This is a genomic window from Brevundimonas sp. PAMC22021 (assembly GCF_019443405.1).
Taxonomy (GTDB): domain Bacteria; phylum Pseudomonadota; class Alphaproteobacteria; order Caulobacterales; family Caulobacteraceae; genus Brevundimonas.
Window position 1 is genome coordinate 1,065,791 of record NZ_CP080376.1, and the last position, 23,433, is coordinate 1,089,223.

Sequence of the window (23,433 nt, forward strand, 5' to 3'; positions counted from 1 at the left end):
CGGTCAAGCTACGGTTCGTTAGGCATTTTCGGCCACAGTCCGTTGACTGTGTTCTGCGCTCAGAAGGAGCGTCCGTAGTGCTCGACAAGATGAAGCCGTACCGCCTGTCCATCGTACTTGCCTTGCTGATCGGCTACCTGGGCGTGCAGGCTCTGACGGGCGAGCGCGGCCTGCTGAGCGGCGGCGAGCGTGACGCCTTGCTGCGCCAGCGCGAGCAGCAGTTGGCCCAGCTGACCGAGCAGCGCCGGGACCTGGAGGTCCGCGTCCGCTACCTGCGCACCGACAGCCTGTCGCGCGACCTGCTGGAGGAGCGCGCGCGCGCCGTGCTGGGCTTCTCGGACCCGCGCGACTACGTCATCCGCGTCTCGGCGCCGAAACCGGTTTCGGCGCCCGTCGCCGCCTCTTGAACTATTGTTACAGCCGGGCCGTCTTCCCTTTGCATCCCGCAAAGGAAGGCTGCTAAAGCCCCCTTCCGTAACGACAAGAAGGCCTCCCGGTTCGGGGCCGTTGCCGGGAGACGCCCGATGGCGAAAGCCGCCCAGAAGACCCCTGACTCCATCCCCAACACGCCGCCGCCCGCGTCCAAGGAAGACCTGCTGCGCTTCTATCGCGAGATGGTGCTGATCCGCCGCTTCGAGGAGCGCGCGGGCCAACTGTACGGCATGGGCCTGATCGGCGGCTTCTGCCACCTGTATATCGGCCAGGAGGCAGTGGCGGTGGGCGTGCAGGAAAGCGTCAAGCAGGGCCACGACAAGATCATCACGGGCTACCGCGACCACGGCCACATGCTGGCCGCCGGCATGGATCCCAAGGAAGTGATGGCCGAGTTGACCGGCCGTATCGGCGGCTCGTCCAAGGGCAAGGGCGGCTCGATGCACATGTTCGACGTGCCGACCGGCTTCTATGGCGGTCACGGCATCGTCGGCGCCCAAGTGGCGCTGGGCACCGGCCTGGCGTTCGCCGGCAAGTACCGGGGCGACGACTCGGTCGCCTTCATCTACTTCGGCGACGGCGCGGCCAACCAGGGTCAGGTCTACGAGAGCTTCAACATGGCGCAGCTGTGGAAGCTGCCGGCCATCTACATCATAGAGAACAACCAGTACGCCATGGGCACGAGCATCGAGCGCTCGTCGGCCACGACGCAGCTGTCGCAGCGGGGCGCCAGCTTCGGCATTCCGGGCGAACAGGTCGACGGCATGGACGTGATCGCCGTGCGCGACGCGGTCAAGAAGGCAGTGGAGCGCGCCCGCAACGGCGAAGGCCCCTACATCCTGGAAGTGAAGACCTACCGCTATCGCGGCCACTCGATGTCCGATCCGGCCAAGTACCGGACCAAGGAAGAGGTCGATGAGGTCAAGAAGACCCGCGACCCCATCGACCACATCAAGACCCTGCTTCAGGCCGCCAACGCGACCGAAGAGGAGCTCAAGGCCATCGACGCCGAGATCAAGGCCATCGTGGCGGAATCCGTTCAATTCGCTCAAGAGAGCCCGGAGCCGGACCCGTCCGAGCTCTATACCGACGTCTACGTGGAGGCCTGATCCGTGACCGACATTCTGATGCCGGCGCTGTCCCCCACGATGGAAGAGGGCACGCTGACCAAGTGGCACATCAAGGCGGGCGACACCGTGTCGGCCGGCCAGGTGATCGCCGAGATCGAGACCGACAAGGCGACCATGGAGGTGGAGGCCGTCGACGAGGGCGAGGTGCTGGAAATCCTCGTGGCCGAGGGCGCCGAGAACGTAAAGGTCAACACGCCCATCGCGCGCCTGTCGGGCGATGACGCGGGCGCGTCGCCCGCAACCAACGCGGCCTCGGCCTCTTCGGCGGTGGCCAAGGACGGCGCCGACGAGCAAAAGGCGGGCGATCCCGAGAAGTCTCCTCCCGAAGCCGCCAAACCGCAGCCGGAAGGCGAGGGCGCGACGCCGGTGACCCCGAAGGAGACGCTGAAGGACCCGGAGATTCCGGCCGACGCCAAGCTGGTCAAGACCACAATCCGCGACGCCCTGCGCGACGCCATGGCCGAGGAGATGCGCCGCGACGAGAACGTCTTCCTGATCGGCGAGGAGGTGGCGCAGTACCAGGGCGCTTACAAGGTCAGCCGCGAGCTGCTGCAGGAGTTCGGCGATCGTCGCGTGGTGGACACCCCGATCACCGAGCACGGCTTTGCGGGTCTCGGCGTGGGTGCGGCGATGAGCGGCCTCAAGCCGATCGTCGAGTTCATGACCTTCAACTTCGCCATGCAGGCGATCGACCACATCATCAACTCGGCGGCCAAGACGCTGTACATGTCGGGCGGCCAGATCCGCGCGCCCATCGTCTTCCGCGGTCCGAATGGCGCGGCCAGTCGGGTCGGGGCTCAGCACAGCCAGGATTATTCGGCATGGTACGCCCAGGTGCCTGGGCTGAAGGTCATCGCGCCCTACGATGCTGCTGACGCCAAGGGCCTGCTCAAGGCCGCCATCCGCGATCCGAACCCCATCGTCTTCCTTGAGCACGAGATGATGTACGGGCTCGAGTTCGACGTGCCGGAGGTCGAGGACTACGTCCTCCCGATCGGCAAGGCCAAGGTCCGCCGCGAGGGCAAGGACGTCACCATCACCGCCCACAGCCGCATGGTCGGCTTTGCGCTCGCCGCCGCCGAGAAGCTGGCGGAGGAGGGCATCGAGGCCGAGGTCGTGGATTTGCGGACCCTGCGTCCCCTGGACCACGAGACCATCATCGAAAGCGTCAAGAAGACCAACCGCCTGGTCTCGGCCGAGGAAGGCTGGGGGCCGATGGGCGTCGGCGCCGAAGTGGTGGCCCGCGTGATCGAGCACGCCTTCGACTATCTGGATGCGCCGCCGCTGCGCGTGCACCAGGAAGACGTGCCGCTGCCCTACGCCGCCAACCTGGAAGCCCTGTCGCTGCCTGGCGTCGACAAGATCATCAAGGCGGTGAAGCAGGTGGTCGCTTGAGCGCACCCAACGACTTCGATCAGGAGGCCGGCGATCCATCGGCCTTTGTGATGACGACGCCGGACAGCGTCGCGGCCGATCCACAGGCCATTGAGGTGCTGCGCATGTGGTGGTCGAAGAACGAGCCGGTGATGTCCGTGAAGCCGGCCTTCAACGATCCCATCCAGTTCGGGCGGCTGCTGGCCTACGCGGCCCGTCACATGGCGCATGGCTATGCCGTCCGTCACGGCCATGATGAAACGGCCGCCTATAATCGTATCCTCGAGGGGATCAGCGAGGTGGTGAAGGCGGACAATGTCCGCACCGTCGCCGAGCCGGTCGCTCAAGCTGGGGGAAAAGCCTGATGACCGACATCCTGATGCCCGCCCTGTCCCCCACGATGGAGGAGGGCGTGCTCGCCAAATGGCACGTCAAGGTCGGCGACGTGGTCTCCGCCGGCGACGTCATCGCCGAGATCGAGACCGACAAGGCGACCATGGAGGTAGAGGCCGTCGATGAGGGCGAGGTGCTGGAAATCCTCGTGGCCGAGGGCGCCGAGAACGTGAAGGTCAACACGCCCATCGCGCGACTGAAGGACGAAGGCGGCGCCGCGGCGCCGAAGCCGGCTCCGAAGGCTGAGGACGCAAAGCCTGAGCCATCGCCATCCTCGCCGACGTCATCTGACGCCAAGCCGGCTCCTGCTGGACACGAAAGCGGCGACGCGGTGGCTACCCCCGACGGGGTGAAGTCGGCGCAGCAGGTGCTGACGCCTCAGGGCGGATCGGACTCGACGTTGTCCAGGCCGCAGGGCGAGCGCGTCTTCGCCTCGCCTCTGGCGCGCCGCCTCGCGGCCCAGGCCGGGCTGGACCTGAAGTCGATCAAGGGCTCCGGCCCTCATGGCCGCATCGTCAGGCGCGACGTGGAAGGCGCGGGGCAGGGAACCGGCGCTCCGGCTGCGGCGCAGCAGACCTCCGCTCCGTCCGCCGAGCCGCGCAAGGTGCAGACGCTTGCGCAGATGGGCATCCCGGACGGCAGCTACGACCTGATCCCGCTGGACGGCATGCGCAAGGCCATTGCTCGCCGCATGGTCGACAGCGTCAACGCCGTGCCGCATTTCCCGCTGACGATCGATGTCGAGATCGATGCGCTTCTGGCCGCGCGCGCTCGCGTCAACGCCCTGCTGGAGAAGTCCGGCGTCAAGGTCTCGGTCAACGACTTCGTCATCAAGGCCGCCGCCATAGCGCTGAAGGCCGTGCCCGAGGCCAACGCCTCCTATTCGCCCGAAGGCATTGCCCTGCACCACAATGCGGACGTGGCCATGGCGGTCGCCATCGAAGGCGGCCTGATCACGCCGATCATCCGCAAGGCCGAAACCAAGACCCTGTCGCAGATCGCCACGGAGTCGAAGGACCTCGCCAAGCGGGCGCGCGAGCGCAAGCTGAAGCCGGAGGAGTTCCAGGGCGGCACCTTCTCCGTCTCGAACCTGGGCATGTTCGGCATCAAGCAGTTCAGCTCGATCATCAACGAGCCGCAGGGCGCGATCATGAGCGTGGGCGCTGGCGAGCAACGGCCTGTGGTCAAGAACGGCCAACTGGCCGTGGCCACCGTGATGACCGTCACCGTCACCTGCGACCACCGCGTGGTCGATGGCGCAACGGGCGCTCGCCTCCTGCAGGCGTTCAAGCCGCTGATCGAAGATCCCGTCACCATGCTGGCGTGAGGCGAGAGCGGTCATGACCTCGGTCTATGACTTCTCCGCCCGCGCCCTCGACGGCGCCGAGGTGTCGCTGGACAGGTGGCGCGGGCAGGCCCTGCTGATCGTCAACACGGCGTCCAAATGCGGGTTCACGCCGCAGTACGAGGGTCTGGAGGCGTTGCATCGCGCCTTCGCCGATCAGCCGTTCGAGGTGCTGGGTTTCCCGTGCAATCAGTTCGGTGCCCAGGAGCCGGGCCGCGCCTCCGAGATCGCCGCCTTCTGCAGCCTGACCTATGACGTAGGCTTTCCGCTGTTCGACAAGGTCGAGGTGAACGGGCCGAACCGCCATCCGCTCTATGCCTGGCTGACCGAGCAGAAGCGGGGCTTCCTCGGGTCCCGAGCCATCAAGTGGAACTTCACCAAGTTCCTGATCGACCGCGAGGGGCAGGTTGTCGCCCGCTACGCGCCCCAGACCGAACCGAAGGCCATCCAGGCCGATATCGAGAAACTGCTCTGACCATGGCTGACACCTTCGACCTTATCGTCATCGGCTCGGGTCCCGGCGGCTATGTCGCGGCGATCCGCGCCTCACAGCTGGGCCTGAAGACCGCCATCGTGGAGCGGGAGAACCTAGGCGGCATCTGCCTGAATTGGGGCTGCATCCCCACCAAGGCGCTGCTGAAGTCGGGCGAAAAGTACGAAAGCCTGTCGCACCTCAAGGACTACGGCCTGTCGGCGGAAAAGATCGGCTTCGACTTCGACGCCATCATCCAGCGGTCGCGCGGGGTGGCCAAGCAGCTGAATCAGGGCGTCGGCTTCTTGATGAAGAAGAACAAGATCGAGGTGATCGAAGGCACGGCCAAGCTGGAGAAGGGCTCGGCTGCGCCGAAGGTGGTGATTGCGCTCAAGGCTGGCGGATCGCGCACGGTGGAAGCCAAGTCGGTCATGCTGGCCGTCGGCGCCCGCGCGCGCGCCTTGCCGCAGATCGGACTTGAGGCCGACGGCGAACGCATCTGGGCCTACCGCGAGGCCATGGCGCCCAAGTTCATGCCGAAGTCCATCGTGGTGATCGGCTCGGGCGCCATCGGCATCGAGTTCGGCAGCTTCTATCGCGCCCTCGGCTGCGAGGTGACCGTGGTCGAGGCTTTGGACCGCATCATGCCGGTCGAGGACGAAGAGGTTTCCAAGGCGGCGCAGAAATCGTTCGAGAAGCGCGGCATGAAGTTTCGCATCGGCGCAAAGGTCACCAAGGTGTCCAAGGACGCAAACGGCGTGAAAGTCGATGTGGAAGTCGGTGGCAAGGCCGAGACGCTGTCGGCCGAAGTGTGCATCTCCGCCGTCGGCATCACCGCCAACACCGACGACATCGGCCTGGAGGCGCTGGGCGTCGAACTGGACCGCGGCCACATCAAGGCCGGGCCTCACTGCGAGACCAATGTGAAGGGTCTGTACGCCATCGGCGACTGCGCGGGCGCCCCGTGGCTGGCGCACAAGGCTTCGCACGAGGGGATCCACTGCGCGGAGCATATCGCTGGCTTCAAGACGCCGCAGGTGGTGTCGCCGATCGCCGGCTGCACCTATGCCCAGCCGCAGGTGGCCTCGGTCGGCCTGACCGAACAGGCTGCCAAGGCGACGGGACGCGAGGTCAAGGTCGGCCGCTTCCCCTTCCGCGTGAACGGCAAGGCTATCGCCTCGGGCGACACTGACGGCTTCGTCAAGACCATCTTCGACGCCCAGACCGGCGCCTTGATCGGCGCGCACATGATCGGCGCCGAGGTGACCGAGATGATCCAGGGCTATGTCACCGCCATCACCATGGAGGCGACGGAAGAGGATCTGCACGGAACGGTGTATCCGCACCCAACCATGTCGGAGGCCATGCACGAGGCGGCGCTGGACGCCTATGGGCGTGTGATCCACATCTGACATGACCAAGCTGGAGCTGATCGGGCGTATGGCGGCGGCGGGGGGCATCAGCCGCGAGCAGGCGAAGCTGGCGCTGGAGGCTTTCACCGACGGCGTGACCGAGTCGCTCAGCGCCGGCCGCGACGTGCGCCTGACCGGCTTCGGCAGCTTCGTCATGGCCGAGCGCAAGGCGGGTTTGGCGCGCAATCCGCAGACGGGCGAGACTATCGCCCGTCCAGCGTCCCGCACCGCGCGGTTTCGCCCCGGTGAAGGCTTGAAAAGCGCCTTGAACGGATAGGTCCGGACGAGCAATAAGCGCAGCACCGATGGATGAGGGCGGCTAGCTCAGCTGGTCAGAGCATCTCGTTTACACCGAGAGGGTCGGCGGTTCGAACCCGTCGCCGCCTACCATCGCACAAGAAAAAGGGCCGCCGGATCGCTCCGGCGGCCCTTTCTGTTTGGCGGGGCGTCTGATCAGAAGCGGAAGCTGGCGCGGAGCAGCAGCGAATAGCGGACGTAGTCCTCCAGCATCTCGGCGTCGCCGGTCAACGACAGCATGCCCAACTCGTTGCCGACGTTGAGGCGGAATCCGAGGATCAGGCCGCCGCCCTCGATGCCTTCGGGATCGAGAGTGAAGCTGGGGCCGCCGCTGGCGAAGCGGGCGATGGTCTCGCCGGCGTCGTAGGAGATGTTCTGGCGATAGCCCACGCGCAGTTCCGGGCGCACCCAGCCGTCGCGGCCGAAGCCATAGCCTACGTTCATGGCCGCCACAGCCGAGAACATGTGGCCGTCGCGCTCGTCGATATCGAGATCGAAACCGTCGCCGCCGCCGCTCTCGGTGCGCGCGTCCTCGGTCAGGCCGAAGTATTCGACGTAGGCCTCGGGTCTGATGTTCCAGCGACCGAAACGACGTTCGTAGGAGGCGCCACCAGCGGCGGCCACCGACCAGCCATGCCACTCGGACTCGTTGTTCAGATAAACGCCGTCGGCGACCAAAGAACGATCGGCGTTAAAGCTGGCGTAGCCTCCGGCGGCTCGCGCCCAGGTCGTCCAGTACTGGCCCTGCGCGCGCCAGTAGAGGCCGAGCTCCAGAAGATTGGCCGAGAGGACTTCCTCGGCCTGAGCCTCGGGGTCCTCGATGTCCGAAGAGGTAAAGGCCGCCGAGACGCCAAAGGCGCCCAGGCGCGTGCCGCGCTCGACGCCGCCGGCGACGCCGAAGCCCTCGGAGGTGAAGCCGTAGGAATCGGTGCGGTCCTTGTCGGCGTAGAAGTTGATCTCCTGCACCCAGGCGCTGGTTTCGCCCGCCGCAGCCGAAGTGTTGCGGCCGGTCAGGGCGCGGGTCACCGCATCCACGCCGCTGGCCAGCGACATCAGCGGACCGCCCGAGTGATCGGGCAGCAGTTGTTCATAGGCGTTGATGAAGCCGTCGCGCGTGGTCTGACGCACGAACAGGTCCTGGAGCGTCTGGTTCTGCCCCAGCGCGCCATAAACGGCGTCGAAGGCGGAGGCCTCGACCGCGCCGAGCTGAGCCTCTTCGGCGGTGCGGCGACGAGCGTCGATATAGAGCCGGCCGGCCGCCGCATCGGCCGTGGCCGAGACAACATAGAGGTAGGGGGAGTTGTCCGTCAGGGCGGACTGATCCAGCGCGCCGACGTTCAGCGAGCCGGCCTGCACCACCGTGAACCGCTCAGGCTCCTGCAGCAGCGAGGAGAAGCGCACGCCGAGCGCCGCGCCGTTTGCCAGGGTGGCGTTTCCACTGACGTTGAAACCGCTGGGGGCGCTCTGGGTGGGATCCACCGTCAGGATCAGCGCGCCGTCCGCGCCGACATTCAGGCTGGAGATGTTGGTCGCCGTGGTCTGGCTGGCCTGCAGCGTTCCGTTGGCGACGTTGAGGGCAAGGGCGCCGTCGGCATCGCGGATCGCGCCGGTCACGGCCCCGCCGCCAGTGATGTTCAGCGCATCGGCGCCGGCGCCGAAGCTGATGTCGCCGATCACCGTGCCGTTCTCGACGTTGAAGGTGTCAGCGCCTGAGCCGAGACGGACCTGACCGACGATGGTCGGTTCGGCGGCGTCCGGCACGCCGTCGCCGTCGGTGTCGGTCGCGGTGCTGCCGGTCGCGGCGCGCACGCCGAACTGGCGGACGGTGACGCCGCTGGTATTGGCGGCGAGGTCGAGTGCGATCTGCTGGCCGTCGACCGCCGTGGTGTCGGCGGTGTTGACCGTGCGGCCCGCGCCGATCGCGCCCGAGTTCGTGACAGAGGTCAGGCTGCCCGACAGGTCGCGGACAGCGACGGAATCGCCGTGGTTGCCGGCGACCACGGCCGTGATGGCGCCGGAGTTGGTCAGGCTGCCGACGTTGGCGCCGGCGCCGACCAAGACGCCCGCCGCAGTGTCTTTGCCGTCGCTGGTCACGGCGGACTGGATCGTTCCGGTGTTGATCAGGGCGGGCGCCGTGACGTTGGCCAAGGCCGAAACGGCTGTGGCGTCGGCCTTCAGCGCCGACGCGGTGACGGTGCCCTCATTGCGGACGCCGCCGGCGATGGCGACAGCCTGTCCGCCGGCCACGCCCAACTGGATCCCACGGGCGTCCACATCGGCGTAGATGCCGCTGGCGGTGACGGTTCCCCGGTTTATCAGGCCATAGGCGCTGTCGCCAGCGCCCGCCGCGCCGAGGCTGACGACCTGGCTGGTGGAGCCGATCTGCAGGGCGGGGGCGCCGCCCAGAGAGGTCAGCGCCGCCGTGCCTTCGCTGGCGTCCAAGATGCCGTCGCCATCGCGATCGGTGTCGTTGCGGTTGATCGTGCCATCACGATCGTCGTCCTCGTCGCCGTTCTTGACGCTGTCGCCGTCGTCGTCACCCTCAAGGCCGCCCGTGCCGTAAGCCGGGGCGCGGTCCAGCACCACGCCGCGTACGGCGTTGCCGGCGATCGCAACCGCCGGGCCGCCCTGCAGCAGGTCGTCGGCGTCGAGGTCTTCAAGATACAGAAGCTCGTTGGTGACCGTGCCGGTTGTCGGCCTAGCGGGGGGCGGCGTCGTGTAGCGGTAGCCCGTTGCGCTGATCGTGCCCTGAATTTTGACCTGGCCGCCGGTGTCGCCTTCCAGCGACACGGCCGTCGCGCCGCCGCCCGTCGCCGTGACGGCGCCGAGAACGTCCACATTGCCGCTGACGTCGCCGACGGTGCGGACGCCATAGCTGCCGTCGCCGAGCGTGGTGATGGTGCCCAGGTTCTGCAACGAGCCGTTCAGCGGCGCACCGACATAGACGCCGCCGCTCTGATTGCCCTCGACCGAGATGGTCGCGCCGGTCTCGATCCGAACGTCGCCAGTGAGAGGCGCCACGCCCACGACGCGCACGCCATAACGGTCCGTGCCCGCCGCGAACGGTCCGTCGAGGTCGCCGTCGCTGTCGGTGTCCTTGTAATCGGCCTGATTGATCGAATCGGTGATGTTGATCGCGCCGCCGACCAGCACCGAGCCCGAGTTGCCGCCATTGGCGAGCACGCCGGTCGCGCCGTCGGCCGCATTGGTCATGGTGACCGAGCCGCCATTGTCGATATCGACCGTGTGGCTCGAGTTCAGCGTCACGGCCGCGCCGCTGGTTACCGCGACGGACCCGCCGCTGGCGATGCGCACTGCATCTGGAGCGGTGCCCGTGGCCGTGGCCGTCGCAATGGGCGTGGTGCGCGCGGTCGAGATCACCTGTTGGGCGTGAGCGCCGGCGGCGACGGTCAGAGGAGCGATCGCGGCCGCGGTCGCAAGCAAGATACGCATTCGGACAGAACCCCTGGTGACGCGCACGGACGTGGGCGACCCTCTAACAGGGTCCGGTCCGCCATGCCCCAAGTTTCTCGAATTTGAGGCGATTGCAAGGCGTGGTCTCGCCTCTTGAGCTTGGCTCTGGCTCGGCCTATCCGCCTGCAGATGACGGCTCGACGCACCCCCCGACGCATCCAAATTCCGGCTCAGCACGTTGCTGAGCCCGCGACCGCCGAGGGCCTGACGATGAGCATGATCGACACCGACGTTCAGGAGAGCGAGCTGCGGCTGATTCCCGGGCTGGACGAAGAAGTGTCGGAGACGCTGAGGCGAGTGAAGGCGTCGGCCGCCGATCCCCGCCCACGGCTCGTGGACACCACCATGCTGTATGCACCCCGATCCGGAGGGGTGAAGCGATATCTGATGTCGAAAAAGGCCTGGCTCGCCGACCACCGGCCAGGCGTGGCTCATTCGCTGGTGGTCCCGGGCGCGCGTCACGATCCGGGCGCTGACGGAATCATCAAGCTGCGCGCGACCAAGCTGCCGTTCGGCGACGGCTATCGCTGGCCCAGTTCGGTCAAGCGGTGGGGCGCGTGGCTCGCCTCGACCCGGCCGTCGATCATTGAGGCGGGCGACCCCTATACGCCGGGTCAGGCCGCGATCGAGGCGGGCCAGAGGGCGGGGTGTCCCGTGGTCGGCTTTTGCCATTCCGATCCGGCAGGCTTGGCTGCGCTGCACTTTGGCGAATGGGCCAAGAAGCCGGTCGAGAAGCGCTGGGCGCGGCTGTTCTCCCAGTTTGACCGTGTCGTGTCGCCGAGCCGATTCATCGCCCAGCGACTGGAAGAGGCCGGCGTCGAGAACATCGTGATCCGTCCACTGGGGGTGGAGATCGACACCTTCCACCCCGGCCGACGCGACCGCGACTGGCTGCTGAAGAAGCTTGGGCTGGGCGCGGATGCCCGCCTGCTGTGCTTCGCCGGGCGACCCGCCAAAGAGAAGAACATCGATGTGCTGATCGAGGCGGTCCAGAAGCTGGGCGCGCCCTATCACCTGGTGCTGGTCGGCGCCGGGACCGGCATGCCGCCCGAGGATCGGGTGATCGCCCTGCCGTACGAGAGAGACCCCAAGGCGGTGGCGCGGATCATCGCCAGCTGCGACGCCTTCGTGCATGCCAACGACAAGGAGCCGTTCGGCCTGATCGTGCTGGAGGCCATGGCCTGCGGAAGGCCCGTCGTCGGGGTCAACGCCGGCGGCGTGGCCGAGACGGTCACGGCTGACGTCGGGCAGCTGGCCGCCTCCGCCGATCCCGCGCAATACGCCGAGGCCGTCGAGGCCCTGTTCCAGCGCGACATCGAGGCCGTCGGTCAGGCAGCGCGCATCCACACCGTTGAACAGTTCGCCTGGAGCCGCGTGTTCGAGGACCTGTGCATGGTCTACGGCGACCTGACGGGTGAGGCGGCGTTCGTGCAGCCGGACGGCGACTGGGCGGTCCACTGAACGCCCGTATGCCGTCAGCAGATTAGAGAGGTAAGGAGAGGGGCTGCGCCACTTCTTCCCGCAATCAGGAGAAGTGGCGCGAGTGACGGGGCTCGAACCCGCGACCTCCGGCGTGACAGGCCGGCACTCTAACCAACTGAGCTACACCCGCATACCCGGTCGAAACTTTTGAGCTGTTTCGAAAGCTGTCTTGGAAAAGGCGGTTGCGCCACTCTTCTATCTCTAGAGAGAGTGGCGCGAGTGACGGGGCTCGAACCCGCGACCTCCGGCGTGACAGGCCGGCACTCTAACCAACTGAGCTACACCCGCATTTCCCACACCGTTGCGCTGGTGCGCCGCGGCGAGGGGCGTCGTTTAGGTCGGCTGGTCAGGCGCGTCAAGCGGGCTTTCGGCGGAAATGGCGTTGTCAGCGCACGGGCGCGACGGCCGCCGGCTGTGGCGGCGTGTCAGGTCCCAGAAGTCCGCCGTCGGCGGGCGCCTGGCCGGCCACGGCGGGCGGCGGCGGCTCGTAATGCACGCCCACGCCCGGCCCCAGCGGCAGGTCCAGCGCGACCCAGGCCGCAACCATCATCAGGCCGGCGACCAGGAAGGCGGCGGCGTAAGGCAGCATGGTCGCCATCAGCGAGCCCAGGCCGAATCGCGGGTCCCACCGCTGGGCGAAGGTCAGGATCAGCGGGAAGTAGCTCATCAGGGGCGTGGCGATGTTGGTGACCGAATCACCCATGCGGTAGGCGGCCGTGGTCATCTCCGGCGAGATGCCCAGCAGCATGAACATCGGCACGACGATGGGCGCCAGCGCCGACCATTTCGCCGAGGCCGAGCCGATGAACAGGTCGAAGACGCAGGAGACCAGAACCACGCTGATCAACAGCAGCGGCGTCGGCAGGGCGACCTGCTGAAGGGCTGCGGCCGCGTTCACCGCCAGGATCGGTCCCAATCCCGACCAGTTGAACATGGCCACGAAATGCGCGGCGAAGAAGGCCAGCACGATGTAGGGCGCGAGCTGCGAAATGCCTTCGCCCATCATCCGCACCAGGTCGCGGTGCGAGCGGATCGAGCCGGAGCCGGCTCCGAAGGCCGCCCCGGTGGCGAAGAAGGTGATGGCGAAGAAGGCGACCAGCGAACGGTACAGCGGGTTGAAGCGCTGGGCCGGCTCGGCCTCGGGATCGACGAAGGGCGAAGCGGGCAGGGCGGTGATCAGCGCCCACAGTGCGATCATGGCCAGGATCGTCAGACCGGCCCAAAGCAGGCCTCGCTTCTCCATCGCGGACAGGGGCTGCTTCTCCGACGGCTCGGCCGGCGCGCTGGAGGCGGGTGACCAGGGGCCCAGACGCGGCTCGATGATGCGGTCGGTGATGAACCAGACGACGGGGGTGAAGACGATCACGACGCCGACGATGAAGAACCAGTTGCCGGCGATGTTCACCGAATAGGACGGGTCGATCAGGTGCGCGGCCGGCTCGGTGATGCCCAGGATCAGCGCATCGCTGGCGCCCGGGAACAGGTTGCCGGCATATCCGCCCGAAACCGCCGCGAAACCGGCGGCCAGCCCCGCCAGCGGATGCCGCCCAGCCGCTGCGAAGATCACGGCCGCCAACGGAATCACCACTACGTATGAGGCGTCGGACGCGTGGTGCGACACCATGCCGGTGATCACCACGACCGGCGTAAGGATGGCGCGCGGCGCGTTCAGCAGGGCGCCGCGGATGGCGGTGGCGAACAGGCCGGTGCGCTCCGCGACCGAGGCACCATAGATGATGGTGATAACGATGCCGAGAGGCGGAAACTCCGCCAGCGTCTTCGGCATGCCGATGATCAGCCGCTCCAGGTTCTCGGGTGACAACAGGCTCTGGGCCGTCAGCACCTCGTTGGTTACCGGATTGATTGCCGACCAGTCCAGCGCCGCGCCGACCAGGCTGAGGCCGATCAGCCCCAGGATGAGCCAGAGGAACAGGAAGACCGGATCGGGCAGGCGGTTGCCGAACCGTTCGATGCCGTTCAGGACGCGGCTGGCCAGCCCCATGAGCGATAATCCCTTGTGAAAACCCCACGTTCATAGGCCGCAAGTGGGAGGGTGCGGGCAAGCGCCGCCCCTGCGACAAAGGCGCGCTATGCTGCGAGCCATTCTCAACAAAAACCTTTAGTTCGCTGGGGTTTGAACCGCGCGAACGATGGGTCTAAGAAGCGCCGAATCCCGCCTCTCCCCCTGGCGGGCGAGGCCTCCGGAATGAACGAATTTCTCCTCGAATATCTCGCGACCATCATCTTCGCGGGTGTGGCGCTGCTGATCGGCGTGCTGTTCGTCGTGCTGCCGCTTGTGCTGGCGCCGAAGAACCCGGACACCGAGAAGCTGTCGGCCTATGAGTGCGGCTTCAACGCCTTTGACGATGCGCGCATGAAGTTCGACGTGCGCTTCTACCTGGTGTCGATCCTGTTCATCATCTTCGACCTGGAAGTGGCCTTCCTGTTCCCATGGGCGGTGTCGATGTTCGACCTGGCGCGCGGCGAGATGATCTTCGCCTTCTGGTCGATGATGGCGTTTCTGGGCGTCCTGACGGTCGGCTTTATCTACGAATGGAAGAAGGGAGCCCTGGAATGGGAGTGATCGCGCCTTCCAGCCCGCTGATCCCCGCCGGTTCCGGCGCACGGTCGACCGTCGAGGGTTACGACCCCGCCATCCACGACAAGTTCTTCGAGCAGGTGAATACCGAGCTGGGCGAACGGGGCTTTCTGGTCTCCAGCCTGGACGACGTGATCAACTGGTCGCGAACGGGTTCGCTGATGTGGATGACCTTCGGCCTGGCGTGCTGCGCCGTCGAAATGATCCAGATGTCGATGCCGCGCTATGACGTGGAGCGGTTCGGCATGGCGCCGCGCGCCAGCCCGCGCCAGTCGGACCTGATGATCGTCGCCGGCACCCTGACCAACAAGATGGCCGCGCCCCTGCGCAAGGTCTACGACCAGATGCCGGACCCGCGCTACGTGGTCTCGATGGGCAGCTGCGCCAACGGCGGCGGGTACTACCACTACAGCTACAGCGTCGTTCGCGGTTGCGACCGCGTGGTGCCGGTGGATGTCTACGTGCCCGGGTGCCCGCCGACGGCGGAGGGGCTGCTGTACGGGCTGCTGCAGCTGCAGAAGAAGATCCGGCGGACGGGGACGATCGAGCGATGACCTCTCTCGCAGTTCAGGCCGAACAGGAGACGCTGCTGACGCCGCTGGGCGCCGAGCTGGTGGGTGCGCTGGGCGTCGAGGCGCAGGTGGCGTTCGGCGAACTGACGCTGGTCGCGCCGCGCGAGCGGATCGCCGAGGTGCTGCTGGGCCTGCGAGACCGCTTCGGGTTCCAGCAGCTGCTGGACCTGTGCGGCGTCGACTATCCGGACCGGCGCGAGCGGTTCGAGGTGGTCTACCATCTGCTGTCGATGACCCGGAACACGCGCGTGCGGGTCAAGGTCTCGACCGACGAGGTGAAGCCCGTGCCGACCGCCGTCGAGGTGTATCCGGCCGCCGGCTGGTTCGAGCGTGAGGCGTTTGACATGTACGGCATGCTGTTCGAGGGCAATCCGGACATGCGCCGACTGCTGACGGACTACGGCTTCGAGGGGCATCCGCTGCGCAAGGACTTCCCCATGACCGGCTATGTCGAGGTCCGCTACGACGAAGAGCAGAAGCGCGTCGTCTACGAACCCGTCAAGCTGACGCAGGAGTTCCGCCAGTTCGACTTCCTGTCGCCGTGGGAAGGCGCGGAGTATCCGGCGCCCGTGCTGCCCGGCGACGAAAAGGCTGCCCGCTGATGGCCGACGATCTTCATCCCGTGAACCGCCCGCAAGAGCGGCCTCTGGCAGGAACCGACACCCAGGTGTTCGACGACGGCCTGACCGATCACGCGCGGGCGATGGACGACCGCAAGTTCACCATCAACTTCGGCCCTCAACACCCGGCCGCGCACGGCGTGCTGCGCCTGGTGCTGGAGCTGGACGGCGAGATCGTGGAGAGGGTCGACCCGCACATCGGCCTGCTGCATCGCGGCACCGAAAAGCTGATGGAGTCGCGGACCTATCTGCAGAACGTGCCCTATCTGGACCGGCTGGACTACGTCTCGCCGATGAACCAGGAGCACGCCTTCTGCCTGGCGATCGAGCGGCTGCTGGGCCTGGAGGTGCCTTACCGGGCGCAGCTGATCCGGGTGCTGTATTCTGAGATCGGCCGCATCCTGTCGCACATGCTGAACGTGACGACCCAGGCCATGGACGTCGGCGCGCTGACGCCGCCGCTCTGGGGCTTCGAGGAACGCGAAAAGCTGATGGTGTTCTATGAGCGGGCCTCCGGCGCCCGCCTGCACGCCAACTATTTCCGCCCGGGCGGGGTCCACCAGGACCTGTCGCCGGACCTGATCGACGACATCGGCCGCTGGTGCGCCGAGTTCCCGGCTGCGCTGAAGGACATCGAGGCGCTGGTCACCGAGAACCGCATCTTCAAGCAGCGCAACGTCGATATCGGCGTGGTGTCCAAGAAGGACGCCTTGGACTGGGCCTTCACCGGCGTGATGCTGCGCGGCTCCAACGTCGCCTGGGACCTGCGCAAGTCGCAGCCCTACGAGTGCTACGCCGAGATGGAATTCGACGTGGTGGTCGGCAAGAACGGCGACTGCTGGGATCGCTATCTGGTTCGCGTCGAGGAGATGAAGCAGTCGGTGCGCATCATGGAGCAGTGCATCCACAAGCTGCGCAACTGCCCCGGCGCGCCGGTCCTGGCCGAGGACAACAAGATCACCCCGCCTCGCCGCGGCGAGATGAAGCGGTCGATGGAATCGCTGATCCACCACTTCAAGCTCTACACAGAGGGCTTCCGCACGCCGGAAGGCGAGGTGTTCGCCTCGGTCGAGGCGCCCAAAGGCGAGTTCGGCGTCTATCTGGTGTCGGACGGCACCAACAAGCCGTACCGGGTCAAGATCTCGGCGCCCGGCTATCGTCACCTGCAGGCGATGGACTGGATGAACCGCGGCCACCAGCTGGCCGACGTGTCCGCCATCCTCGGCTCGCTCGACATCGTTTTCGGAGAAGTGGACCGATGAGCGTCCGTCGCCTCGCCAAGGAACAGCCGGCCTCGTTCACGTTCGCGGACGCGACGATGGAGAAGGCGAACTGGTGGATCGCCAAATATCCGGCCGAGCGCCGCCAGTCGGCGGTGATCCCGATCCTGTGGCTGGTGCAGAAGCAGGAAGGCTGGGTCTCCGAGCCGGCGATCCGCGCGATCGGCGAGATGCTGGGCATGCCCTTCATCCGGGTGCTGGAGGTTGCGACCTTCTACACCATGTTCATGCTGGAGCCGGTCGGGAAGACGGCCCTGATCCAGGTGTGCGGGACCACGCCATGCATGCTGCGGGGCGCCGGCGACCTGATGCGCGTCTGCAAGGAAAAGATCGGTCCCAAGGATCACCTGTCGGCCGACGGCGGCTTCACCTGGCAAGAGGTCGAGTGCCTGGGCGCCTGCTCCAACGCGCCGATGGCCCAGATCAACGACTACTATTTCGAGGACCTGACCGCCGAGACGATGGCGCAGGTCATCGACGACTTCAAAGCCGGCAAGACGCCGCAACCGGGCAGCTACGCCGGACGTCGCTCGTCCGAGCCGCAGGGCGGCGCCAAGACCCTGCTGGATGAGACGCTGTACGACGGTCGCGCGGCCCAGCCGATCGCCAAGCTGCCGAACTCGGACCCCGAGCCGGCCAAAGAGCCGGCGTGATGAGCGCGCCGGATCTCAACAGCGAGCAGGGCAGGGCCGACTATCGTCGCGAGCTGCGCCGGACCGGGTGGAAGTTCCGCTGGGGCGGACTGGCCCTGATCGTGCTGGGCGCGATCTGGGTGCTGCTGGCGCGCGACGCCGGATCGCCCCTCGCCGGACAGACGATCGTCGGCGCCTATGCGCTGCTGGCGGCGGGCTGGGTCTGCTATCTCGTCGCTGTGTTCCAACGCACGCGCCTGCACAAGCGCCGCATGGCGGAAGGACTTTAAGGACCCATGGTCGGAATCCTCGAAGACAAGGACCGCATCTTCACCAACCTGTACGGCTTCCAGGACTGGACGCTGGAGGGGGCGAAGGCGCGCGGCTGCTGGAACGCCACCAAGGACATGCTGGACCTTGGCCGCGACTGGATCATCAACAACGTCAAGGCGTCCGGCCTGCGCGGTCGCGGCGGCGCCGGCTTTTCCACCGGCCTGAAGTGGTCCTTCATGCCCAAGGAGGTGAAGGACCGGCCTCACTATCTGGTGGTCAATGCCGATGAGTCCGAACCCGGCACCTGCAAGGACCGGGAGATCATGCGCCATGATCCCCAACTGCTGATCGAAGGCTGCCTGATCGCGTCCTTCGCCATGCAGGCGCACGCCTGCTACATCTATCTGCGCGGCGAATATGTGCTCGAGCGCGAGCGCATGGAAGCGGCGGTCAAGCAGGCCTACGAGGCCGGGCTGATCGGCAAGAACAACGTCCACGGCTGGGACTTCGACGTCTACATCCACCACGGCGCGGGCGCCTACATCTGCGGCGAAGAGACGGCGCTGCTGGAAAGCCTGGAAGGCAAGAAGGGCCAGCCCCGCCTGAAGCCGCCGTTCCCGGCGGGCGCGGGCCTGTACGGCTGCCCGACCACGGTGAACAACGTGGAATCCATCGCCGTCGTCGGCACGATTTTGCGTCGGGGTCATCAGTGGTTCGCGGGCTTCGGCCGGCCGAACAACACCGGCACCAAGCTGATGGCCATCTCGGGCCATGTGAACCAGCCTTGCGTGGTCGAGGAGGCCATGTCGATCCCGCTGAAGCAGCTGCTGGAAGAGCACTGCGGCGGCGTGCGCGGCGGCTGGGACAATCTGAAGGCCGTGATCCCGGGCGGTTCGTCGGTGCCGCTGATCACCCGCGAGATGTCGGAAACGGCGCTGATGGACTTCGATTCCCTGCGCGACATGCGCTCGGGCCTCGGCACCGCGGCGGTGATCGTGATGGACCAGTCCACCGACCTGGTGAAGGCGATCGCCCGGATCAGCTACTTCTACAAGCACGAGAGCTGCGGCCAGTGCACGCCGTGCCGCGAGGGCACCGGCTGGATGTGGCGCGTGCTGGAGCGGATGGCCATCGGCGAGGCCGATCCGTCGGAGATCGATCTGCTGCTGGAAGTCTCGACCCAAATCGAAGGTCACACCATCTGCGCGCTCGGCGACGCCGCCGCCTGGCCGGTGCAGGGCCTGATCCGGCATTTCCGCCACGAGATCGAAGAGCGCATCTCCTCCTACCGCAGCCGTCGCGCCAACTTCGCCGGCCACGCGATCGCGGCGGAGTAGGGATGCGGTTCTCGTTCGCCATGGTCATCGGAGCGTTCGTCCTCGCCGCCTGCGGCGAGCGCGAGCCTGCGCCGACGCCGGCGGAACAGGTGTCGGCCAACCCGCCGGCTTCGGATGCGGCCGCTGCCGCGCCGGCGGTTCTGTCGGCCGTCGATCTGCGCCGCGTGTGCCGCGCGGGGCTGGCGGCCATCCACGGGCAGGACGCTGCTGCGGTGGCGATCGACGGTGTGGAGGGCGAGGTGGTTCACGCCTCCTGGCGCGCCCCGGTCGATGGCGGGCGGATGCGCGCCGACTGCCGCGTCGATGGCGAGCTGATCGTGTGGAAGCCGCTCGACCTTCCCGACGCCGCCCTGGTTCGCTGGATGAACCAGTCCGGCGATCCGGTGATCCGCTACGCCCTGGACGGGCCGCGCATCGCCATTACCCAGACTCTCCCCGATGGGACGACGGATCGGTCGGAGTTGACCGTTCCCGCTGAAGAAGAGGCCCGCTGATGCCAGTCGCCAAGGTCAACGGCGTCGAAACCGAGTTCGAGCCCGGCATGTCCGTGCTGCAGGTCGCCGAGCGCGCCGGGCACGAGATTCCGCGTTTCTGCTACCACGAACGACTGTCCATCGCCGGCAACTGCCGCATGTGCCTGGTCGAGGTGAAGCCCGGCCCGCCCAAGCCGCAGGCGTCGTGCGCCCTGCCGGCCGCCGACGGCCAGGAAATCTTCACCGACACGCCGATGGTGAAGAAGGCGCGCGAAGGGGTGATGGAGTTCCTGCTCATCAACCACCCGCTGGACTGCCCGATCTGCGACCAGGGCGGCGAATGCGACCTGCAGGACCAGGCCATGGGCTATGGCCGCGACGGCTCTCGCTACGCCGAGAACAAGCGCGCGGTCGAGAACAAGAACATGGGTCCGACGATCAAGACCTATATGACGCGCTGCATCCAGTGCACGCGTTGCGTCCGCTTCATCACCGAGGTCGCGGGCGTGCCGGACATCGGCATGATCTCGCGCGGCGAGGACGCCGAAATCACGACCTATCTGGAGAAGTCGGTCGGGTCGGAGCTGTCGGGCAACGTCAACGACCTGTGCCCCGTCGGCGCCCTGACGCACCGGCCGTGGCAGTACCACTATCGTCCCTGGGAACTGAAGAAGACCGAGACCATCGACGTCATGGACGCGCTTGGCTCCAACATCTCGGCCCAAGCGCGCGGCGCCGAGGTGATGCGGGTGCTGCCGCGCGTGCACGAAGGCATCAACGAGGAGTGGTTGTCTGACAAGAGCCGCTATGTCGTCGACGGCCTGCAGACGCGTCGGCTGGATCGGCCGTGGGTGCGGCTGGACGGCAAGCTGCAGCCGGCAAGCTGGGACGAGGCGCTGAACGCCGTGGCCGAAAGGCTGAAAGCGGCGGCGGCCGACCGCATCGGCGTGATCGCCGGCGACCTGCAGGACGCCGAGTCGATGAAGGCGACGCTGGACCTGTTCCGCGCGCTCGGCTCGGCCAACACCGACTGCCGCCAGGACGGCGCGGCGCTCGGATATGGCCCGCGCGAGGGCTGGCTGTTCAACTCGGGCCTGCAAGGCATCGAAGATGCGGACGCGGTGCTGCTGGTCGGCGTCAATCCCCGCGTGGAGGCGCCGCTGCTGAACGCCCGCCTGCGCAAGGCATGGCTGAAGGGCGACATGGAGATCGGCCTGATCGGCGAGGCCGCCGACCTGACGTTCGATCATCACTATCTGGGCGCGGGCGCGCGGACCCTGGCCGACCTGCCGAAGGCGGCGCGCGACTTCCTGACCAACGCCAAACGTCCGGCGATCATCGTCGGCGCCTCGGCCCTGATCGGCGAAGGCGGCGAGGCCGTGCTGGCCCAGCTGGGCAAGCTGGCGGGCGAGATCGGCGTGATCGCCGATGGATGGAACGGCTTCAACGTGCTGCATCACGCGGCGGCGCGCGTGGCTGGCTTGGACATGGGCTTTGTGCCCGGCGACGGCGGGCTGACGGTTGCAGATATGCTGAAGCCGGGCGCGCTGGACGTGCTGTTCCTCTTGGGTGCAGACGAGGTCGATCCGACGGGCTCCGACGCCTTCCGCGTCTATCTGGGCAGCCACGGCGACCGGGGCGCGCACGGCGCCGACGTGATCCTGCCGGGCGCGGCCTATACCGAGAAGTCGGGCCTCTACGTCAACACCGAGGGCCGGGTGCAGATGGCCGAACGCGTGGTGTTTCCGAAGGGCGAGGCCAAGGAGGACTGGGCCATCATCCGGGCGCTGTCGGCGCGCGTCGGCCACACCCTGCCTTACGACACGCTGGAGCAGCTTCGCGGCAAGCTGATGGGCGATCATCCGACGTTCGGCCGGATCGACTATCTGCCCGCGCCGCAAGCCTTCGACCTTGGCGCGCTTGGCCGTGCGGGCGAGCTGGGCGACCGCGCCTTCCGCTCGATCGTCGTCGACCCCTACCTGTCCAACCCGATCGCGCGCGCCAGCACGACCATGGCCGAGCTGTCCGCCCAGCGGTCGGCGCCGGTCGCGATCGCGGCGGAGTAAGAACACATGGATCCCGTTTCCTTCTGGGCCACGCCGATCGGCTGGACGCTGATGACGCTGGGCCAGGTGCTGCTGATCACCGTCGGCGTGCTGGTGGCCGTGGCCTTCCTGCTGCTGGCCGACCGCAAGATCTGGGCCGGCGTGCAGATGCGGAAAGGACCCAACGTGGTTGGGCCGTTCGGCCTGCTGCAGTCCTTCGCCGACATGCTGAAGTTCGTGCTGAAGGAGGTCGTGATCCCGGCTGGCGCGGACAAGACGGTGTTCATCATCGCGCCGATCATCACCGTGATCCTCGCCTTCATGGCCTGGGCGGTGATCCCGTTCGCGCCCGGCTGGGTGGTGTCCGACCTGAACGTCGGCATCCTGTACATCTTCGCGGTGTCGTCGCTGGGCGTCTACGGCATCATCATGGGCGGATGGGCGTCCAACTCGAAGTATCCGTTCCTGGGTTCGCTCCGGTCGGCGGCGCAGATGGTGTCCTATGAGGTGTCGCTGGGTCTGATCATCATCAATGTGATCATCCTGGCCGGCACCATGAACCTGTCTCAAATCGTGCTGAACCAGCAGGGCATGTTCTGGAACTGGTACGGCTTCGGCGGCGGGGCGGGCACCTGGCCGCTGGTGGTGATCCTGTTCCCGATGTCGATCATCTTCTTCATCTCGGCGCTGGCCGAGACGAACCGGCCGCCGTTCGACCTGCCGGAAGCCGAGTCCGAACTCGTGGCCGGCTATCAGGTGGAATACAGCTCGACGCCGTACCTGCTGTTCATGATGGGCGAGTACGTCAACATCGTCTTCATGTCGGCGATGATCAGCCTGCTGTTCTTCGGCGGCTGGAACCCGGGCGTGCCACAGGGTTGGCTGGACGCGCTGCCGGGCTGGCTCGAGTACACGATCTACTTCCTGACGTTCGTGGCCAAGACGGTGTTCTGGTTCGCGATGATCTCGATGGTGAAGGCGTTCGTGCCGCGCTATCGCTACGATCAGCTGATGCGGCTGGGATGGAAGATCTTCCTGCCGGCCTCGCTGGTCGCGGTGATCATCGTCTCGGCCTGGCGCGTGTTCGTGGTGGGATCGTGATGCGCGCTCTGCTGATAGCGAGCCTGCTCGCGCCGCTGGCCGCCGCCTGCGCGCAGCCGTACGAAGCCATGCCGACGTCCGGCTATCAGTGGCAGCGCCGCCAGGACGCCATCGAGCGTCAGTGGCGCGACGCCCAGCCCAAGCCGGACCAAACCCCGACGAATGGAGCGGCCCCCGCTCCCAAGGACCGTTTCTGATGTTCACCCGTATCGTCCAGGCGACCAAGGGCGCGATGATGCTGGACGTCATCGGCGCCGTCGGCCTGTCGCTGAAGTACATGGCGCGGCCGAAGGCGACCGTGAACTATCCGTTCGAGCGCAATCCGCAGTCGCCTCGGTTCCGCGGCGAACACGCGCTGCGCCGCTATCCGAACGGCGAGGAACGCTGCATCGCCTGCAAGCTGTGCGAGGCCATCTGCCCGGCACAGGCCATCACCATCGAGTCCGAGCCGCGCGCCGACGGCAGCCGCCGCACCACGCGCTACGACATCGACATGGTGAAATGCATCTACTGCGGCCTGTGCCAGGAAGCCTGCCCGGTGGACGCCATCGTCGAGGGTCCGAACCAGGAGTTCACGGTCGAGACGCGCGAGGAGCTGCTCTACAACAAGGAGCGGCTGCTGAATAACGGCGACCGCTGGGAGCGGGTGATCGCGAAGAATCTGGAACTGGACGCGCCTTACCGCTAAGG

23 protein-coding genes and 3 tRNA genes are annotated in these 23,433 nt (G+C 66.9%); 22 read left to right on the forward strand and 4 right to left on the reverse strand.

Annotated features, from left to right (window positions below):
- Window positions 1–89: 89 nt before the first annotated feature.
- The 9 genes from KY493_RS05150 (at window position 90) to KY493_RS05190 (ending at window position 6,948) form a co-directional block, all read left to right on the forward strand.
- The gene (locus KY493_RS05150; RefSeq protein ID WP_219898346.1) at window positions 90–407 is read left to right on the forward strand and encodes a septum formation initiator family protein; all 318 of its coding nucleotides are present in this window, start codon (window positions 90–92) and stop codon (window positions 405–407) included.
- 117 nt (window positions 408–524) lie between these two features.
- Window positions 525–1,541 (forward strand): pyruvate dehydrogenase (acetyl-transferring) E1 component subunit alpha, encoded by a 1,017-nt coding sequence (pdhA, locus tag KY493_RS05155; RefSeq protein ID WP_219897904.1) that lies wholly within the window; start codon window positions 525–527, stop codon window positions 1,539–1,541.
- Between the two features lie 3 nt (window positions 1,542–1,544).
- Complete coding sequence (locus tag KY493_RS05160) at window positions 1,545–2,957, forward strand: pyruvate dehydrogenase complex E1 component subunit beta (protein ID WP_219897905.1); 1,413 nt, start codon at window positions 1,545–1,547, stop codon at window positions 2,955–2,957.
- Window positions 2,954–3,301: a DUF5076 domain-containing protein gene (locus tag KY493_RS05165; protein ID WP_219897906.1), complete on the forward strand. Its 348-nt coding sequence runs from the start codon at window positions 2,954–2,956 to the stop codon at window positions 3,299–3,301. The genes KY493_RS05160 and KY493_RS05165 overlap by 4 nt, the downstream gene beginning before the upstream one ends.
- On the forward strand, window positions 3,301–4,656 hold the full coding sequence (locus KY493_RS05170) for a pyruvate dehydrogenase complex dihydrolipoamide acetyltransferase (RefSeq protein WP_219897907.1): 1,356 nt from the start codon (window positions 3,301–3,303) through the stop codon (window positions 4,654–4,656). The genes KY493_RS05165 and KY493_RS05170 overlap by 1 nt, the downstream gene beginning before the upstream one ends.
- Before the next feature lie 13 nt (window positions 4,657–4,669).
- On the forward strand, window positions 4,670–5,149 hold the full coding sequence (locus KY493_RS05175; protein WP_219897908.1) for a glutathione peroxidase: 480 nt from the start codon (window positions 4,670–4,672) through the stop codon (window positions 5,147–5,149).
- 2 nt (window positions 5,150–5,151) lie between these two features.
- Window positions 5,152–6,558, forward strand: a complete 1,407-nt coding sequence (gene lpdA / locus KY493_RS05180) for a dihydrolipoyl dehydrogenase (protein WP_219897909.1) — start codon at window positions 5,152–5,154, stop codon at window positions 6,556–6,558.
- Window position 6,559: 1 nt separating this feature from the next.
- Window positions 6,560–6,835, forward strand: a complete 276-nt coding sequence (locus tag KY493_RS05185) for an HU family DNA-binding protein (RefSeq protein ID WP_219897910.1) — start codon at window positions 6,560–6,562, stop codon at window positions 6,833–6,835.
- A gap of 36 nt (window positions 6,836–6,871) precedes the next feature.
- Window positions 6,872–6,948: transfer RNA gene (locus KY493_RS05190), tRNA-Val, on the forward strand.
- 63 nt (window positions 6,949–7,011) lie between these two features.
- Here KY493_RS05190 and KY493_RS05195 read toward each other — a convergent pair.
- Window positions 7,012–10,308, reverse strand: a complete 3,297-nt coding sequence (locus tag KY493_RS05195; RefSeq protein WP_219897911.1) for an autotransporter domain-containing protein — start codon at window positions 10,306–10,308, stop codon at window positions 7,012–7,014.
- Window positions 10,309–10,539: 231 nt separating this feature from the next.
- On the opposite strand from KY493_RS05195, the gene KY493_RS05200 reads away from it, so the two are divergent.
- A complete protein-coding gene (locus KY493_RS05200; protein WP_219897912.1) occupies window positions 10,540–11,790 on the forward strand; it encodes a glycosyltransferase in 1,251 nt (416 codons plus the stop codon).
- A gap of 74 nt (window positions 11,791–11,864) precedes the next feature.
- Here the strand turns inward: KY493_RS05200 and KY493_RS05205 are convergent.
- The 3 genes from KY493_RS05205 to KY493_RS05215 form a co-directional block, all read right to left on the reverse strand.
- Window positions 11,865–11,941 (reverse strand) — tRNA-Asp (locus KY493_RS05205).
- A gap of 81 nt (window positions 11,942–12,022) precedes the next feature.
- Window positions 12,023–12,099: transfer RNA gene (locus KY493_RS05210), tRNA-Asp, on the reverse strand.
- 97 nt (window positions 12,100–12,196) lie between these two features.
- Window positions 12,197–13,813 (reverse strand): AbgT family transporter, encoded by a 1,617-nt coding sequence (locus KY493_RS05215; RefSeq protein WP_219897913.1) that lies wholly within the window; start codon window positions 13,811–13,813, stop codon window positions 12,197–12,199.
- A gap of 204 nt (window positions 13,814–14,017) precedes the next feature.
- Here KY493_RS05215 and KY493_RS05220 point away from each other — a divergent pair, with 204 nt between their 5' ends.
- From KY493_RS05220 to nuoI, 12 genes are all read left to right on the forward strand, one after another.
- Window positions 14,018–14,395 (forward strand): NADH-quinone oxidoreductase subunit A, encoded by a 378-nt coding sequence (locus KY493_RS05220; protein WP_219897914.1) that lies wholly within the window; start codon window positions 14,018–14,020, stop codon window positions 14,393–14,395.
- Window positions 14,365–14,964: an NADH-quinone oxidoreductase subunit B family protein gene (locus KY493_RS05225; protein ID WP_219897915.1), complete on the forward strand. Its 600-nt coding sequence runs from the start codon at window positions 14,365–14,367 to the stop codon at window positions 14,962–14,964. Before KY493_RS05220 ends, KY493_RS05225 begins: the two co-directional genes overlap by 31 nt.
- Complete coding sequence (locus KY493_RS05230; protein WP_219897916.1) at window positions 14,961–15,584, forward strand: NADH-quinone oxidoreductase subunit C; 624 nt, start codon at window positions 14,961–14,963, stop codon at window positions 15,582–15,584. Before KY493_RS05225 ends, KY493_RS05230 begins: the two co-directional genes overlap by 4 nt.
- Window positions 15,585–15,685: 101 nt before the next feature.
- Window positions 15,686–16,864 carry an NADH-quinone oxidoreductase subunit D gene (locus KY493_RS05235; protein ID WP_370627369.1) on the forward strand — a complete coding sequence of 393 codons (1,179 nt, stop codon included), beginning with the start codon at window positions 15,686–15,688 and terminating at the stop codon, window positions 16,862–16,864.
- Window positions 16,861–17,535 (forward strand): NADH-quinone oxidoreductase subunit NuoE, encoded by a 675-nt coding sequence (gene nuoE, locus KY493_RS05240; RefSeq protein ID WP_219897918.1) that lies wholly within the window; start codon window positions 16,861–16,863, stop codon window positions 17,533–17,535. The genes KY493_RS05235 and nuoE overlap by 4 nt, the downstream gene beginning before the upstream one ends.
- Window positions 17,535–17,804 (forward strand): hypothetical protein, encoded by a 270-nt coding sequence (locus KY493_RS05245; protein WP_219897919.1) that lies wholly within the window; start codon window positions 17,535–17,537, stop codon window positions 17,802–17,804. The genes nuoE and KY493_RS05245 overlap by 1 nt, the downstream gene beginning before the upstream one ends.
- A gap of 6 nt (window positions 17,805–17,810) precedes the next feature.
- A complete protein-coding gene (nuoF, locus tag KY493_RS05250) occupies window positions 17,811–19,124 on the forward strand; it encodes an NADH-quinone oxidoreductase subunit NuoF (RefSeq protein WP_219897920.1) in 1,314 nt (437 codons plus the stop codon).
- Window positions 19,125–19,126: 2 nt separating this feature from the next.
- Window positions 19,127–19,618, forward strand: coding sequence for a hypothetical protein (locus KY493_RS05255; RefSeq protein WP_219897921.1), 492 nt, complete (start codon window positions 19,127–19,129; stop codon window positions 19,616–19,618).
- Window positions 19,618–21,663: an NADH-quinone oxidoreductase subunit NuoG gene (gene nuoG / locus KY493_RS05260; protein ID WP_219897922.1), complete on the forward strand. Its 2,046-nt coding sequence runs from the start codon at window positions 19,618–19,620 to the stop codon at window positions 21,661–21,663. The genes KY493_RS05255 and nuoG overlap by 1 nt, the downstream gene beginning before the upstream one ends.
- A gap of 6 nt (window positions 21,664–21,669) precedes the next feature.
- A complete protein-coding gene (gene nuoH, locus KY493_RS05265; RefSeq protein WP_219897923.1) occupies window positions 21,670–22,743 on the forward strand; it encodes an NADH-quinone oxidoreductase subunit NuoH in 1,074 nt (357 codons plus the stop codon).
- Complete coding sequence (locus KY493_RS05270) at window positions 22,743–22,940, forward strand: hypothetical protein (protein ID WP_219897924.1); 198 nt, start codon at window positions 22,743–22,745, stop codon at window positions 22,938–22,940. The genes nuoH and KY493_RS05270 overlap by 1 nt, the downstream gene beginning before the upstream one ends.
- Window positions 22,940–23,431 carry an NADH-quinone oxidoreductase subunit NuoI gene (nuoI, locus tag KY493_RS05275; RefSeq protein WP_219897925.1) on the forward strand — a complete coding sequence of 164 codons (492 nt, stop codon included), beginning with the start codon at window positions 22,940–22,942 and terminating at the stop codon, window positions 23,429–23,431. The genes KY493_RS05270 and nuoI overlap by 1 nt, the downstream gene beginning before the upstream one ends.
- The last annotated feature ends 2 nt before the right edge of the window (window positions 23,432–23,433 follow it).

Bases quoted from the DNA above. Each gene is read 5' to 3' on its own strand.
- KY493_RS05215 (WP_219897913.1), bottom strand. From the start codon at position 13,813: ATGGGGCTGGCCAGCCGCGTCCTGAACGGCATCGAACGGTTCGGCAAC.
- KY493_RS05230 (WP_219897916.1), top strand. From the start codon at position 14,961: ATGACCTCTCTCGCAGTTCAGGCCGAACAGGAGACGCTGCTGACGCCG.
- nuoG (WP_219897922.1), top strand. From the start codon at position 19,618: ATGCCAGTCGCCAAGGTCAACGGCGTCGAAACCGAGTTCGAGCCCGGC.
- KY493_RS05195 (WP_219897911.1), bottom strand. From the start codon at position 10,308: ATGCGTATCTTGCTTGCGACCGCGGCCGCGATCGCTCCTCTGACCGTC.
- pdhA (WP_219897904.1), top strand. From the start codon at position 525: ATGGCGAAAGCCGCCCAGAAGACCCCTGACTCCATCCCCAACACGCCG.
- KY493_RS05200 (WP_219897912.1), top strand. From the start codon at position 10,540: ATGAGCATGATCGACACCGACGTTCAGGAGAGCGAGCTGCGGCTGATT.
- nuoF (WP_219897920.1), top strand. From the start codon at position 17,811: ATGGTCGGAATCCTCGAAGACAAGGACCGCATCTTCACCAACCTGTAC.
- KY493_RS05270 (WP_219897924.1), top strand. From the start codon at position 22,743: ATGCGCGCTCTGCTGATAGCGAGCCTGCTCGCGCCGCTGGCCGCCGCC.
- KY493_RS05245 (WP_219897919.1), top strand. From the start codon at position 17,535: ATGAGCGCGCCGGATCTCAACAGCGAGCAGGGCAGGGCCGACTATCGT.
- KY493_RS05255 (WP_219897921.1), top strand. From the start codon at position 19,127: ATGCGGTTCTCGTTCGCCATGGTCATCGGAGCGTTCGTCCTCGCCGCC.
- KY493_RS05220 (WP_219897914.1), top strand. From the start codon at position 14,018: ATGAACGAATTTCTCCTCGAATATCTCGCGACCATCATCTTCGCGGGT.
- KY493_RS05235 (WP_370627369.1), top strand. From the start codon at position 15,686: ATGGACGACCGCAAGTTCACCATCAACTTCGGCCCTCAACACCCGGCC.
- KY493_RS05225 (WP_219897915.1), top strand. From the start codon at position 14,365: ATGGAAGAAGGGAGCCCTGGAATGGGAGTGATCGCGCCTTCCAGCCCG.
- KY493_RS05170 (WP_219897907.1), top strand. From the start codon at position 3,301: ATGACCGACATCCTGATGCCCGCCCTGTCCCCCACGATGGAGGAGGGC.
- KY493_RS05150 (WP_219898346.1), top strand. From the start codon at position 90: ATGAAGCCGTACCGCCTGTCCATCGTACTTGCCTTGCTGATCGGCTAC.
- KY493_RS05175 (WP_219897908.1), top strand. From the start codon at position 4,670: ATGACCTCGGTCTATGACTTCTCCGCCCGCGCCCTCGACGGCGCCGAG.
- nuoH (WP_219897923.1), top strand. From the start codon at position 21,670: ATGGATCCCGTTTCCTTCTGGGCCACGCCGATCGGCTGGACGCTGATG.
- lpdA (WP_219897909.1), top strand. From the start codon at position 5,152: ATGGCTGACACCTTCGACCTTATCGTCATCGGCTCGGGTCCCGGCGGC.
- nuoI (WP_219897925.1), top strand. From the start codon at position 22,940: ATGTTCACCCGTATCGTCCAGGCGACCAAGGGCGCGATGATGCTGGAC.
- nuoE (WP_219897918.1), top strand. From the start codon at position 16,861: ATGAGCGTCCGTCGCCTCGCCAAGGAACAGCCGGCCTCGTTCACGTTC.
- KY493_RS05185 (WP_219897910.1), top strand. From the start codon at position 6,560: ATGACCAAGCTGGAGCTGATCGGGCGTATGGCGGCGGCGGGGGGCATC.